Genomic DNA, 12,311 nt, shown 5'->3' with positions numbered 1-12,311 from the left:
GCACGGCCACCCTGCCCTAAACACCCGCCGGCCCGGGGGCGGTGGACACACCGCCCCGGCGTCCCGCAACCCGTCGTCGTGCCGGTCAGCGGGGTGCGAGCGTCCGGCTCAGCCGGATCTGCCACACCTGCGGGCCGTCCTGCAGCCACTCGGTCGTCACCGCGCCGCCGTAGCGCTGGTCGATCTCGGCGAGCAGCGGCCGGGGCGCGTGCGGCGCGACCAGGATCAGCGCGTCACCCGCCCCCAGCCGGTCCAGGGCGGCGAGCGCGGTGGCGTGCCGCTGTCCGTGCGGCAGGTCCCGGACGTCCAGCCGGGGGTCGATGCCCAGCACCGGCGCCTCGCCTGCGCCGGCCGGGGCGTCCCCGCCGCACCCGCAGGAGCCGCCGCCGCACCCGCCCCCGGCGGCCGGCGTCGCCTCGCCCAGCAGGTCGTGCATGCCGGCGAGCAATCCCGCGAGCGAGACGTCGGCAGCTCCGACCAGTAGCGGTACGACCAGGTGGTTCTCCTTCTCGAGGTGCACCGCGAACAGCGCGGCGAGGGCGCGAGCGGCCGCCGCCGCGGGCGCCGCGCGGGTGAGGCCGGCCAGCTCGGAGGCGAGCCCGACGATCGCCTTGTGCTCACCGAGCATGCCGTCGACGAGCAGCTTCCCCTCGGCGAGTGCCGCCGCGGCGGGGTACAGCGCGGCCTCTTCGGCGTGCGCGTGCGGCAGCAGCTCGGCGTGCAGCCACCGGACGAGTTCGTCGCGGGCGCGCATCGCCTCCGCGTCGTCGCCGCGGCCGGCTGCCTCCACCAGGTGGTTGGTCAGGGTGTCGAGGGTGGTGGCGAGTGCGGCGTGGTGCTGGACGACCGCTGTGGCCGCCTGGCGGTCCGCGGTCGCTGCCGACTGTGACATGGCGCCCTCCCGGGTTTTGATGCCGTTTGACGTTGTAACGTTAACCATCGTGAAAACCCGTGGAGAAGGGCCGGTTGGGGAGACGATCGGCACTCCCCGCCATCGGGCCCTCGACACCCGGAGCCGGGTGGCGGTCCGCAACCTGGTGCGGCTCTCCCTGCCACCGACACCGTCCGAATCGGACCCGTCATGACCACGCCCCGGCCGATACCCGTCGCCTGGCGGCTGCCAGCCCTCGCCGCTGGCGGGGTCGCCCTGCTCACCGGCCTGTACGCGGCCCTGCTGCTGCTCGGCACCCGGGTACCCGCGCCCCCAGGACAGCTGGCGGAGGTGCACGGGCCGCTGATGGTCCTCGGCTTCGTCGGGACCCTGATCGCCCTGGAGCGGGCGGTGGCACTGGGCGACCGCTGGGCCCTGCTCGCGCCGGCCTGCTCCGGCGGCGGCGCCCTGCTGCTGGTGCTCACCGGGCCGAGCCTCACCGCCCGCCTGTTGCTGATGGTCGCCTCGGTCCTCCTGCTCGGCGTCTACCGGCAGATCTGGCGGCGGCAGCCGGGCGTCGCGCTGCTCGCCCAGGCCGCCGGCGCGCTGGCCTGGTACGCCGCCGCATTGCTCTGGCTCGCCGGACTCACCGTGGCCGAGATCGTGCCGTGGCTGGCCACGTTCGTGGTGGCCACGATCGCGGGGGAACGCTTCGAACTGGCACGGGTGGCGCTGCCCCCGCGCGCCGGTCGGTGGTTCCTCGGCGCCCTGTCGGCACTGATGGCCGGCGTGACCGCCACCGCCGTCTGGCCCGCCATCGGCCCGTACCTCTTCGGCGCGGGACTGCTCGCCGTGGTGGCCTGGCTCGCCGCCTTCGACGTCGCCCGCCGCACCGTCCGGAGCCGGGGTCTGCCCCGGTACGTGGCGCTGGGCCTGCTCGCCGGCTACGCCTGGCTGGGACTGGCCGGACTGCTCTGGGCCGGGGCAGGCGCCAGCGCTGACGGCCCCCGCTACGACGCCACCCTGCACGCCGTCTTCCTGGGGTTCACCATGTCGATGATCTTCGTGCACGCCCCGGTGATCCTGCCGGCCGTGCTGCGCCGACCCCTGCCGTACCAGCGCCTGCTGTACGCGCCGTTGGCGCTGCTGCACGCCTCCCTCCTGGTGCGGGTCGTCATCGGTGACGCCCTGCGGGTGCAGCCGGTGTGGCGTGGGGCCGGCGTGGCCAACGTCCTCGCGGTCCTCGCCTTCGTCGGCCTCGCGGCGGTGTCTTCGCGGCGACCGCCCCGGAACCGGGACGCGTCGCCGACCCGACCCGTTGCGACGGCGGTGCGGTGATGGCCGTGACGGACCGGGCGGCCACACCTGCGTCGACGGGAACCGGTCGGGCCGGCTGGCACCGGCGGGTGACCGCGCTACCGATGGCGTACCTGGCCGGACTGGTCGTCCTCGCCTTCAGTCACCCGTTCCTGCCCTCCTGGCGTTGGCTGGCGATCCACCTTCTCCTGCTCGGGGCGGTGACCAACGCGATCGTGGTGTGGAGCGCCCACTTCACCGTCGCCGTGCTGCGCGCCCCGGCACCGCCGAACCGCCGCGGGGAGACGGCCCGTCTCGCCGTACTCAATGTCGGTGTGGTGGCGGTGCTGGTCGGCGCCCTGGTTGGCCGGCCGTGGGCCGGCGTCGCCGGCGCGGCCCTCGTCTTCACCGCGATCGTCGCCCACGCCCACTGGCTGGCCGGCCGCCTGCGCGCCGCACTGCCCGGCCGGTTCACGGTCACCGTCCACTACTACCTCGCGGCGACCCTCGCCATCGGCGTCGGCATCCCGGTCGGAGCCTGGATGCTGGTGGTGGACGACGCCACTCGTCCCCGGCTGACGCTCTTCCACGCCCACGTCAACCTGCTCGGCTGGGTCACCCTCACCGTCCTCGGCACGCTGCTGACGCTCTGGCCGACGGTGCTGCGCGCCCGGATGGCCGCCGGCGCCGCCCGCGCCGCCGCGCTCGCCCTGCCCCTGCTGACCACCGGACTCGTCCTGCTCGGCGTCGGGCTGCTCGCCTGGTGGCGTACGGTCATCGGGGCCGGCCTGGTGCTCTTCGTCCTCGGGGCGCTGACCGCGCTGCGTCCCGCCGTCACCGCCGCCGGCGCCCGGCCGCCCGCCTCCTTCGCCACCTGGTCGATCGCGGCGGCCGCCGGCTGGCTGCTCGTCGCGCTCGCCGTCGACACCGCGACCCTGCTCGCCAGCACCGGGCCGGAGGCGGCGGCGGGCCGCTTCGGGATCGTGCTCGTCCCGTTGCTGGCCGGCTTCGTCGCGCAGGTCCTCATCGGGTCGTTGAGCTACCTGCTGCCGGTGGTCCTCGGTGGCGGGCCGGGGCCGGCGCGGCGCCGCATCGCCATCCTCGACCGCAACTGGCCGCAACGGGTGGCGATGGCGAACGCGGCCCTGGTGGTGTTCGCCCTGCCGAGTCCCCCGTTCGTTCGCATCACCACCTCACTGTTGATCCTCGCCGCGCTGGTGCAGTTCCTCGTGCCGGCCGTGCGGGTCCTACTCGCCGCGCGGAGGTAACCGTGTCCGGGCCCGCCCCCACCACGCCGACCCGCCCCCTCGGCGGCGTCGCCGTGGGCCTCACCCTCGTCTTGATCGCCGTCCTGGTCGGCGTCGCCGGCCAGCGGCTCTCCACCGCCCCGTCCGGCGCCGGCACGACCGCGAACGGCTCCGTGCCGGCCTCCGGGCGCACCACCACCGTCTCCGTGGTCGCGCAGGGGATGCGGTTCCAGCCGGACCGGATCACCGTTCCACGCGGTGACCGCCTGGTCATCGAGGTGACCAACCGTGACGATCGCCGCCACGACCTCGTCCTGGCCACCGGCCATCGGACCTCCACCGTCGGCCGTGGGGCGACCGCGCGCCTGGACGCCGGCGTGATCGGGGGACCGGTGGCGGGGTGGTGCTCCCTGCCCGGGCACCGCCAGGCCGGCATGACGCTGACCATCACGACCACCGACGCGCCGGCCGGCGCCGGGCACGAGAGCGGGCACACCGCGCCCGGCGCGGAGGTGCCGCGCGTCGACGCCATGGCCGCCCCCGCGGCGACCTTCACCGCCCGGGACGCCGCCGCGCCGGCCACCCCGCCCGGTCGCCTGCACAAGCGGGAACTGCGGGTGCGCGAGGTGGAGCGCGAGGTCGCCCCGGGCGTACGGCAGAAGCTCTGGACGTTCGACGGCATGGTCCCCGGGCCGGTGCTGCGCGGCAAGGTCGGCGACACCTTCGAGATCACCCTGATCAATGACGGCACGGTCGACCACGGGATCGACTTCCACGCCGGTGCGGTCGCCCCGGACGAGGTGATGCGCCCGATCGACCCCGGGCAGCGGTTGACCTACCGGTTCACCGCCACCCGGGCCGGCATCTGGATGTACCACTGCTCGACCATGCCGATGCTGCACCACATCGGCAACGGCATGTACGGCGCGGTGATCATCGACCCGCCCGACCTGCCCCAGGCCGACCGCGAATTCGTCCTCGTCCAGTCCGAGCTGTACCTCGGCGGCGACGGCGAGCCCGGCGACCTGGCGAAGATGCAGGCGGAGCGGCCCGATGCCGTCGTCTTCAACGGCTACGTCGCCCAGTACGCCCACCGGCCGCTACCCGCGCGGGCCGGCGAGCGCGTCCGCGTCTGGCTGCTCGACGCCGGCCCCAACCGGGGCAGCTCCTTCCACGTCGTCGGCGCCCAGTTCGACACCGTCTACCGGGAGGGGCGGTGGGAGAGCCGGCCGGCCGACCCCGGCGGGGCCCAGGTGCTCTCGCTGACTCCGGCCGCGGGCGGCTTCGTCGAGATGGTCTTCCCCGAGCCCGGACACTATCCGTTCGTCAGCCACGCCATGGTCGACGCGGAACGCGGTGCCCGGGGCGTCTTCGAGGTGACGCCCTCCTGACAGCTACCGCCGCCGCGACGACCGTCGGCCACACCAAGCTGGCGCACGCCCATCCCGGCCAACCTCCCCAGCGGGTCTACCCACCACTGTCCGCGGTCGGTACGCCGCCCGGCAGTCGGGCCGGTCGGCGTGTCGACGCCCGCCCCCGCCGCCTCGCCGGCATCGTCGACGTCGTCGACCGGCGGAGGGTGCGCCGAGGCCGCCGCGACATCAACCTGCACGCCGGCCACCTGCTCGCGGCCGCTGCCAGCGAGCGCGTGGAACAGGACGTCCGCCCGGTCGGCGTCTCCCTCGGTCTCAGGGGCACTTCGCGCGGTCGGTTCGCTTACCGTCACGGCCACGCTGCCGCGCCGCTGCGGCGCGGGTTGAGTCCGGCTGGCACACTCGCCGGATGACAAGACCCACCATCCGGGCCGAAGTCGAGTCGGGTGCCACGTACGACGACCCGGCCGAGGAACTGCTGCTGGATCTCGCCGAGCAAGTCCACTCGACGGGCGAGGAGTTCCTGGTCGTCCATCGCACTGACGCCCCCGACGGGCAGACCTACATCCAGTGCGCCGAGATCAGGGACGACGACGGGAGGTGGCGTCTGGTCGTCGAGTACCGCGACGGCGGGCCGGACCGCCACTTCCGGGCGTACGCCGACGAACTGGACGTGCTCCAGTCGGTCATCACCGGTTGGGCGGCCGGCCGGCCCGACTGGCGTGGCGGCCTCGAATGGGAGCGGCTCACGTTCGATCAATGAGACGCCCTCGAACCCGACAACCGGACCATTCAAGGACGCGTGGCGGCTGCGGCAACACCGCGATCATCGCTATCCTGTCGCGGCAGCCGACCGGCTGACCTCCATCGCCAGCAGCGAAGCCACGTGATGCAGTGCCTTGGCAGCGGCGGTTGACTCCCGGGAGACCCATGGTGCGCGACATGGAACTGCGGCATCTCCGCCGCTGTATCGAGTTGGCCGTCGAGGCTCTGGAAGAGGGCGACGAGCCGTTCGGCTCGGTGCTGGTCGACGCCGACGGGATCGTCCTCGCCGAGGACCGCAACCGGGTGGCGGGCGGCGACCGGACCCGCCACCCGGAGTTCGAGCTGGCCCGCTGGGCCGCGGCGAACATGTCCCCTGAACAACGAGCGCAGGCGACCGTCTTCACCTCCGGCGAGCACTGCCCCATGTGCGCGGCGGCGCACGGCTGGGTGGGTCTCGGCCGGATCGTGTACGTGGCTTCTTCCGAGCAGTTGGCGGGCTGGCTGACCGAGATGAACGTGCCCCCGCCACCCGTGCGGTCTCTGCCGATCCGGGACATCGCTCCCCACGTCGTGGTGGAAGGGCCCGTGCCTGACCTCGCCGCGGAGGTGCGCGACCTTCACCACCGCTACTACGGCGCACGCTGAGGCGCGCGTCTCCACCCGATGCCGCCGCAGCGCGGCCGGCCGCCCCGGGCCGTCACCCGGACAGCGTTTCCGGTGTGCCGCGGGCTGGCTCTGGTCAGCTGCGACGGAACCAGGGGGCGGCGGTGGTGTCGTTCTTGTAGAAGCTGATCAGCGCCTGGGCGACCTTTCTCCGGCCGGAGGTGCTGGGGTGCACGCCGTCGCTCTGGTAGTCAGCGCAGGACCACTCCAGCCCGTCGCTGCGCCCCGGCACGCCGCCCACCACGTCGTCCGCGCCGAGCCCGTCCGCCCACAGATACGGGCCCCAGGCCAGCCATGGAGCCGGGGCGCCGCCGCCGGCGTACGCCAGTCGAGGATCTCCGGCGATCTGGTCCTCGACCAGCCACTTGACGGCAAACGCCTGCTCGTAGGCGCCGGTGCCGCGGGTCGGGGTGGAGTAGTCACCGTAGGTGCGGCTGGACAGGTGGACGATTCGCAGGTTCGGGTACTTGCTCCGCGCGATGGTGACGATGCTGCGTAGGGAGTCCCGTAGCTTCTGCGCCCCGCCGGGGAACGCGCCCAGCCCGTCCCCGGCGAACTGCTGCTTCAGCCAGACTGTCTGCACCTGGGCCGGGGTGACCCCGGCCTGCCCCAGCCGATCGTTGAGGATCTGCCAGGTGGTGCTGTTCGGGTCAGCCCAGTCGGTCGCAGCACGCCCGCCCTGGGCTCCGTCGACCATCACCAACCGGGGGTTGATGGTGGTGTCACCTGCCGCCGCCTGCATGAACGCCTGGAACTCCTGGGTGGTGTTCGACATGCCGATCGAGGCGAGAACGATCCGGCCGTCGGTCGGGTCGGCGGCGCCCGCCGCGTTGCGGGGGACGACCTGGGTGGCCGCCAGGGACCGCCCCGCCGAGTCGTGCGCGGCCGGGCGGACGTTGACGCCACCGGGGTAGAGCCCGCCCTGCGCACCGAGGTACGTGCCGGTACGCAGGTCCGGCAACGGCGTGCGACCGGTGTGGGTGCGCGTGCAGTCGGATGCCTGCGCAGCGGTGGGTGGACCGGCAACCGCCAGTCCGGCCGCCAGCACCAGGATGCCCAGGGCTGCCGGCACCGATCGGCCGCGTGGCCGGTCATGCCACGAGATGAGTCTCATCCGCTCCTCCACGCTCGACAGCGAACGGCGACGGCGCTTCCGGCCTGCACATTATATGGAGACGCATCGATTGAATAGTGGCGCGGTGGAGCGGACACGGCTCAGCCTCCACCCGCCGTTGCGGGTGGGTGAGAATGATGGCATGCCGAGCCGTCTCACCGTCATCGCCATCGACGCCGTCCGACCACGACTGATCGCCGACTTCTGGTGCTCGGTTCTCGGCTGGCAGGTTGTTGAGGAGGACGGCGAGGTGATCACCATCGCGGCCTCCGACCGTTCCTGGCCGATGATCGACGTGGCGGCCGTCCCCGAGGGCAAGGTGATCAAGAACCGGTTGCATTTCGACCTGCGGGCCGACGGCGTGTCCACCGCGGAGGAGCTTGACCGGTTGCTCGCCCTCGGTGCGCGACGCGTCGACGTGGGACAGCCCTCCGACGTGAGCTGGGTCGTGCTTGCTGATCCTGAAGGCAACGAGTTCTGCCTGCTGTCACGCCCTGTCCAGGAGCTCTAGGGCACCTTGGCCCGTCGTCGTCGAGATCGACGGGCTGCTGTGCAAGACCTGTTCCGGGGCCGAGACGACCGCCGCGGAGAGCCGAAAATTTCGGACGGCGATGTCGAGAACCCGTGGCTGGCTCCGTCCCCGCGGTGAAGGTGACCAGAATGGGTCGCACAGCACCGAGGGGAACACATGGCCAAGTACTTGCTGCTCAAGCACTACCGCGGCGCTCCGGCTGCGGTCAACGACGTACCCATGGACCAGTGGACGCCGGAGGAGATCTCGGCGCACATGCAGTACATGCACGACTTCGCGGCCCGGCTCGAGGGGACCGGCGAATTCGTCGACGGTCAGGCGCTCGCCCCGGAGGGGACGTTCGTCCGGTACGACGGTGAGGGTCGCCCGCCGGTCACCGACGGCCCGTTCGCCGAGACCAAGGACCTCATCGCCGGGTGGATGGTGATCGACGTCGACAGCTACGAGCGCGCCATCGAGCTGGCTGGTGACCTGTCGGCCGCCCCGGGGGCGGGCGGGAAGCCGATCCACGAGTGGCTCGAGGTGCGCCCGTTCCTGGCCGCGCCGCCCACCATCACGGAGTGATCTGATGGACGAGGTTCTGCTCCGGAGCCTCACGCCGCGCGTGCTCGGGATCCTCGTCCGCCGCGGAGCCGACTTCGCGGCGGCCGAGGATGCCGTGCAGGACGCGCTGGTCGAGGCGGTCCGCGTCTGGCCGGCCGACCCGCCGCAGGACCCTAAGGGCTGGCTGGTCACCGTGGCCTGGCGCCGGTTCCTCGACGCGACCCGGGCGGATGTCGCCCGCCGCCGGCGTGAGGACCTCGTCGACGAGGAGCCGGCGCCCGGGCCCGCGCCCGCGGTCGACGACACGCTCCAGCTCTACTTCCTGTGCGCCCATCCGTCACTGACGCCGTCGTCCGCGGTCGCGCTCACGCTGCGCGCCGTCGGTGGGCTGACCACCCGCCAGATCGCCCAGGCGTACCTGGTGCCCGAGGCGACCATGGCGCAACGCATCAGCCGGGCCAAGCGCACCGTCTCCAGCGTGCGGTTCAACCAGCCCGGCGACGTCGCCACCGTGCTGCGCGTGCTCTACCTGGTCTTCAACGAGGGCTATTCCGGCGACGTGGACCTCGCCGCCGAGGCCATCCGGCTCACCCGGCAGCTCGCGACCTCGATCGAGCACCCCGAGGTGGCGGGGCTGCTCGCCCTGATGCTGCTGCACCACGCCCGGCGCGCCACCCGGACCGCGCCCGACGGCAGTCTGATGCCACTCGCCGAGCAGGACCGCGGCCGATGGGACACCACGTCGATCGCGGAGGGCGTCGAGATCCTGCAGGCAGCCCTCGCCCGTGACCGGCTGGGCGAGTTCCAGGCCCAGGCCGCCATCGCGGCACTGCACGCTGACGCACGCATCGCCGAGGAGACCGACTGGGTGCAGATCGTCGAGTGGTACGACGAACTCGCGCGCCTGACCGACAGCCCGGTCGTCCGGCTCAACCGCGCGGTGGCCGTCGGCGAGGCCGACGGACCGCGCGCCGGGCTGGCCGCGCTCGCGGCGCTGGACGACTCACTACCGCGCCACGCCGCAGTGGCGGCATACCTGCACGAACGCGACGGCGACCTGGCCACGGCGGCACGGCTGTACGCCAAGGCGGCCCAGAAGGCCCCCAACCTCGCCGAGCGCGACCACCTGACGCGCCAGGCCGCCCGGCTCAACGCCCGCCGGTGTCGCTGACGGGTCGCGCTCGGATCCCTGCCCGGGCCGGCCAGCCGGTGGCAGCGGTGTGGTCGTCCTTCGACCAACTCCTCCCGGTCCGGCTCCGAGGACGTCGAGATCGATCGTCCTGAGGCGGGGCGGGTGCCGCCCGGTCGATGCGTGCCGTGCTCATCGTGGTTGCCGCCGATCGCGGCGGGCGTACTTGGCGCGGAACTTCTCCACCCGGCCCTCGGTGTCGAGCATGCGTCGCCTGCCCGTCCAGAAGGGGTGGCTGGCGGAGGAGATCTGCACGTCGATGACGGGGTAGGTGTTGCCGTCGGTCCACTCGATCGTCTGGTCGCTGGTGGCGGTGGAGCGGGTGAGGAAGGCGAAGTCGGCGGCGCGGTCGCGGTAGACGACGGGGTTGTAGTCGGGGTGGATGCCGGATCTCATGCGGGTTCTCCTTCGGTGTCGGTGTCGGCCGGGTCGAGGTCGGCGAGCGGGAAGCAGCCGGTGAACGGGTCGTCGTAGCCGCGCCAGGCGTCCTCGCCGTCGGCGAGTTCGGCGTCGGTGAGCAGGCAGCCGGTGAGGGTGCGGTGCAGGCCGGCGGGGTTGAGGTCGAGGCCGATGAAGACGAGGTGCTGGTTCCGGTCGCCGTAGTAGGGGTCCCAGTCGATGGCGGCGGCGAGCCGGCGGTGGTCGGACGCCTCGTCCCAGTACGGGTCGGGGAGGGCGGCCAGCCAGCGGCCGAGGGAGCCGAGGCTGAGGCCGCCTCCGGCGAAGTCCCAGGCGATGACGGCGTCCGGTTGGCTGGCCAGCCACAGGTGCCCTCGGGAGCGGATCACCTCGGCGTTGACCTCCTCGAGGGCGTCGTGCAGCCGTCGGGGGTGGAAGGGGCGGCGGGCGCGGAAGACCGCGGACACCACTCCGCAGTCGGGGTGTGGATGGTGCAGGCCGAGGTGGTAGCCCTCCAATCCACGGGTCAGGACGCCGGGGGTCTCGGTGCGGTGCCGGTGGGTGCCCCGCAGTTGGCGGGCCAGGGCGGCGGCGTCGATCTGGTCGCCGTCGACGCGTATCTGCGTCGCCCATGGCGCCATGCGCTCCAGCAGCACCGACAGCCGGCTGGTCTCGTACGCACCCTCCCGCGACCGCCCCCACAGGACGAGGGTGTCGACGTACTCGATCTGGCGGACGATGACGTCGGCGAGCCCGCGGTCGTCGTTGTCGGCGGCGTGGATGCCGAGAGTCTTGAGTTCGTCGGTGCTGGCCAGCCCGTCGAGCAGGTGCTCCGCGTCGACGATGGTGACGTACGAGTCGACGTGCAGCAGGTCGGTGATCGGCGCGCCGTCGACCAGGCAGTGCGCGCAGACGGCGGCGACGGCTTCCGGCTCGACCACCTCCGGCAGCATCAGCACCAGATCCCGGTGCGGGTGGGCGCGCGCCAGCCGGGCGAGGGTCGGCAGCACGTCCTCGCGCAGGGTGCAGGAGACACAGCCGTGGGCGAGTGCGATGCGCTCGTCCTCGAGTATTCCCTCGCTGTCGCGCACGATCCGGTGGACGGTGCCGGCGCCGAGGCCGGCGAGGTCGTGCCGGACCAGCAGCAACGACGGGTCCGCCACGAGCAGGCTGCGGGCAACGGCGTACGTGGCGGACGGCCAGAAGCCACTGAGCACGGTCAACGACGGTCGGGCGTCGGACGCCGGAACTCCGGCGTCGGCCGGTGCGAGCGGGGACGTTGACATCGCGGTCCTCTCGACTTAGTTGAAAACGATTGTCATTATAAGCACGTGGTCGACGGCGCGCGGCAGGCCAGGTCTTCTCGCGTGAGGGCGCCGGGGGTGGCCCGGCGACGGCGGTGGCGTGGTCGCGGTGCGGGTCCGGTCGAGGTTGTTCGGGGCCCCGGGTGGAGGCCGCCCGGTCGGCCGCGGTAAGAATGAAAACGATTATCGTTACGACGCTTCGTTCCTGAAGGAGTATCTGTGTCCCGTCGCTGTGATGTCACCGGCGCGAAGCCAAGCTTCGGCAACGCCGTGTCCCACTCCCACCGGCGCACCCGCCGCCGATGGAACCCCAACCTGCAGAACCACCGCTACTGGCTGCCCTCGGAGCGACGCTGGGTCCGTCTGACGCTGACCGCCAAGGCGTTGAAGACGGTGGACCGCAAGGGCATCGAGAAGGTCGTCGCGGAGCTGCGCACCCGGGGGGTGACGGTCTGATGGCTCGGCAGACCGACGTCCGCCCGATTGTCCGGCTGCGCAGCACCGCCGGCACCGGCTACACGTACGTGACCCGCAAGAACCGCCGCAACGACCCCGACCGGCTGGTGCTGCGTAAGTACGACCCGGTCGTCCGCCGGCACGTCGAGTTCCGGGAGGCGCGCTGACATGGCCCGCAAGAGCCTCGCCAACCGACAGGCCCGCCGCGCCGACCTCGTCGCTCGCCACGCGCCGTGCCGCGCCGAGCTGAAACGGACCATCGCCTCTCCGGACACCGACCCGGCGGTGCGGGACGACGCCGTCCGCAAACTGGCGCGACTGCCCCGCGACTCCAGCCCGGTGCGGCTGCGCAACCGGGACGTCATCGACGGCCGACCGCGAGGTGTGCTGACCCGCTTCGGGTTGTCGCGAGTGCGGTTCAGGGAGTTGGCGCTGCGGGGCGAGCTGCCGGGGATCCGCAAGGCGTCCTGGTGACGACGCCACCCACCGCGCCGGCATCCGGGTCGACGAGGTCGGCGCACCCGATGGACGCGGGTGCGAGAAGAGGAATGACCAGGCC

Annotated in this window: 15 protein-coding genes; 11 read left to right on the top strand and 4 right to left on the bottom strand. The window is 72.7% G+C overall.

The genetic code is table 11. The features are described 5' to 3' along the window. Window positions 1–85: 85 nt before the first annotated feature. A complete protein-coding gene (locus tag AB0L34_RS29765; RefSeq protein WP_363708498.1) occupies window positions 86–892 on the bottom strand; it encodes a DUF2249 domain-containing protein in 807 nt (268 codons plus the stop codon). 189 nt (window positions 893–1,081) lie between these two features. On the opposite strand from AB0L34_RS29765, the gene AB0L34_RS29760 reads away from it, so the two are divergent. The 5 genes from AB0L34_RS29760 to AB0L34_RS29740 all read left to right on the top strand — a co-directional run bounded on the left by AB0L34_RS29760 (window position 1,082) and on the right by AB0L34_RS29740 (window position 6,197). Next, the gene (locus AB0L34_RS29760; RefSeq protein ID WP_363708496.1) at window positions 1,082–2,209 is read left to right on the top strand and encodes a hypothetical protein; all 1,128 of its coding nucleotides are present in this window, start codon (window positions 1,082–1,084) and stop codon (window positions 2,207–2,209) included. A gap of 68 nt (window positions 2,210–2,277) precedes the next feature. Next, window positions 2,278–3,435 (top strand): hypothetical protein, encoded by a 1,158-nt coding sequence (locus AB0L34_RS29755; protein WP_363708494.1) that lies wholly within the window; start codon window positions 2,278–2,280, stop codon window positions 3,433–3,435. Between the two features lie 2 nt (window positions 3,436–3,437). Continuing rightward, window positions 3,438–4,805, top strand: a complete 1,368-nt coding sequence (locus AB0L34_RS29750) for a multicopper oxidase domain-containing protein (RefSeq protein WP_363708492.1) — start codon at window positions 3,438–3,440, stop codon at window positions 4,803–4,805. 391 nt (window positions 4,806–5,196) lie between these two features. Continuing rightward, complete coding sequence (locus AB0L34_RS29745; RefSeq protein ID WP_363708490.1) at window positions 5,197–5,550, top strand: hypothetical protein; 354 nt, start codon at window positions 5,197–5,199, stop codon at window positions 5,548–5,550. 179 nt (window positions 5,551–5,729) lie between these two features. Then, complete coding sequence (locus tag AB0L34_RS29740) at window positions 5,730–6,197, top strand: nucleoside deaminase (protein WP_363708488.1); 468 nt, start codon at window positions 5,730–5,732, stop codon at window positions 6,195–6,197. Between the two features lie 94 nt (window positions 6,198–6,291). Here AB0L34_RS29740 and AB0L34_RS29735 read toward each other — a convergent pair whose 3' ends face one another. Beyond that, window positions 6,292–7,329 carry a hypothetical protein gene (locus AB0L34_RS29735; protein WP_363708486.1) on the bottom strand — a complete coding sequence of 346 codons (1,038 nt, stop codon included), beginning with the start codon at window positions 7,327–7,329 and terminating at the stop codon, window positions 6,292–6,294. Window positions 7,330–7,471: 142 nt separating this feature from the next. Here AB0L34_RS29735 and AB0L34_RS29730 point away from each other — a divergent pair, with 142 nt between their 5' ends. The 3 genes from AB0L34_RS29730 to AB0L34_RS29720 all read left to right on the top strand — a co-directional run bounded on the left by AB0L34_RS29730 (window position 7,472) and on the right by AB0L34_RS29720 (window position 9,575). Further along, window positions 7,472–7,840, top strand: coding sequence for a VOC family protein (locus AB0L34_RS29730; protein ID WP_363708484.1), 369 nt, complete (start codon window positions 7,472–7,474; stop codon window positions 7,838–7,840). A 177-nt stretch (window positions 7,841–8,017) separates the two neighbouring features. Further along, a complete protein-coding gene (locus AB0L34_RS29725; RefSeq protein ID WP_363708482.1) occupies window positions 8,018–8,425 on the top strand; it encodes a YciI family protein in 408 nt (135 codons plus the stop codon). Window positions 8,426–8,429: 4 nt separating this feature from the next. Next, window positions 8,430–9,575: a DUF6596 domain-containing protein gene (locus tag AB0L34_RS29720; protein WP_363708480.1), complete on the top strand. Its 1,146-nt coding sequence runs from the start codon at window positions 8,430–8,432 to the stop codon at window positions 9,573–9,575. A gap of 150 nt (window positions 9,576–9,725) precedes the next feature. Here AB0L34_RS29720 and AB0L34_RS29715 read toward each other — a convergent pair whose 3' ends face one another. Both AB0L34_RS29715 and AB0L34_RS29710 read right to left on the bottom strand, forming a co-directional pair. After that, entirely contained in the window at window positions 9,726–9,989 is a 264-nt protein-coding gene (locus AB0L34_RS29715; protein ID WP_363708478.1) for a type B 50S ribosomal protein L31, read from the bottom strand. Continuing rightward, a complete protein-coding gene (locus tag AB0L34_RS29710; protein ID WP_363708476.1) occupies window positions 9,986–11,278 on the bottom strand; it encodes a GTP-binding protein in 1,293 nt (430 codons plus the stop codon). The genes AB0L34_RS29715 and AB0L34_RS29710 overlap by 4 nt, the downstream gene beginning before the upstream one ends. A 237-nt stretch (window positions 11,279–11,515) precedes the next feature. Here AB0L34_RS29710 and rpmB point away from each other — a divergent pair, with 237 nt between their 5' ends. The 3 genes from rpmB to rpsN are packed head-to-tail and all read left to right on the top strand — an operon-like array spanning window position 11,516 to window position 12,226. After that, a complete protein-coding gene (rpmB, locus tag AB0L34_RS29705; protein WP_363708474.1) occupies window positions 11,516–11,752 on the top strand; it encodes a 50S ribosomal protein L28 in 237 nt (78 codons plus the stop codon). After that, window positions 11,752–11,919 carry a 50S ribosomal protein L33 gene (gene rpmG / locus AB0L34_RS29700; protein WP_013287204.1) on the top strand — a complete coding sequence of 56 codons (168 nt, stop codon included), beginning with the start codon at window positions 11,752–11,754 and terminating at the stop codon, window positions 11,917–11,919. Before rpmB ends, rpmG begins: the two co-directional genes overlap by 1 nt. A 1-nt stretch (window position 11,920) precedes the next feature. Then, on the top strand, window positions 11,921–12,226 hold the full coding sequence (gene rpsN / locus AB0L34_RS29695; RefSeq protein WP_363708472.1) for a 30S ribosomal protein S14: 306 nt from the start codon (window positions 11,921–11,923) through the stop codon (window positions 12,224–12,226). Window positions 12,227–12,311 lie beyond the last annotated feature (85 nt).

The sequence above is a fragment of the Micromonospora sp. NPDC052213 genome (assembly GCF_040679695.1).
In the GTDB taxonomy this organism is placed as follows: domain Bacteria; phylum Actinomycetota; class Actinomycetes; order Mycobacteriales; family Micromonosporaceae; genus Micromonospora.
Note: the sequence above shows the minus strand (reverse complement) of the source record. Positions and strands in the feature narration are given on the sequence as shown.

Excerpts from the sequence above, each read along its gene's own strand:
- AB0L34_RS29720 (WP_363708480.1), top strand. The coding sequence starts at position 8,430 with ATGGACGAGGTTCTGCTCCGGAGCCTCACGCCGCGCGTGCTCGGGATC.
- AB0L34_RS29725 (WP_363708482.1), top strand. The coding sequence starts at position 8,018 with ATGGCCAAGTACTTGCTGCTCAAGCACTACCGCGGCGCTCCGGCTGCG.
- AB0L34_RS29730 (WP_363708484.1), top strand. The coding sequence starts at position 7,472 with ATGCCGAGCCGTCTCACCGTCATCGCCATCGACGCCGTCCGACCACGA.
- rpmG (WP_013287204.1), top strand. The coding sequence starts at position 11,752 with ATGGCTCGGCAGACCGACGTCCGCCCGATTGTCCGGCTGCGCAGCACC.
- AB0L34_RS29745 (WP_363708490.1), top strand. The coding sequence starts at position 5,197 with ATGACAAGACCCACCATCCGGGCCGAAGTCGAGTCGGGTGCCACGTAC.
- AB0L34_RS29765 (WP_363708498.1), bottom strand. The coding sequence starts at position 892 with ATGTCACAGTCGGCAGCGACCGCGGACCGCCAGGCGGCCACAGCGGTC.
- AB0L34_RS29760 (WP_363708496.1), top strand. The coding sequence starts at position 1,082 with ATGACCACGCCCCGGCCGATACCCGTCGCCTGGCGGCTGCCAGCCCTC.
- rpsN (WP_363708472.1), top strand. The coding sequence starts at position 11,921 with ATGGCCCGCAAGAGCCTCGCCAACCGACAGGCCCGCCGCGCCGACCTC.
- AB0L34_RS29740 (WP_363708488.1), top strand. The coding sequence starts at position 5,730 with ATGGAACTGCGGCATCTCCGCCGCTGTATCGAGTTGGCCGTCGAGGCT.
- AB0L34_RS29715 (WP_363708478.1), bottom strand. The coding sequence starts at position 9,989 with ATGAGATCCGGCATCCACCCCGACTACAACCCCGTCGTCTACCGCGAC.
- AB0L34_RS29735 (WP_363708486.1), bottom strand. The coding sequence starts at position 7,329 with ATGAGACTCATCTCGTGGCATGACCGGCCACGCGGCCGATCGGTGCCG.
- AB0L34_RS29710 (WP_363708476.1), bottom strand. The coding sequence starts at position 11,278 with ATGTCAACGTCCCCGCTCGCACCGGCCGACGCCGGAGTTCCGGCGTCC.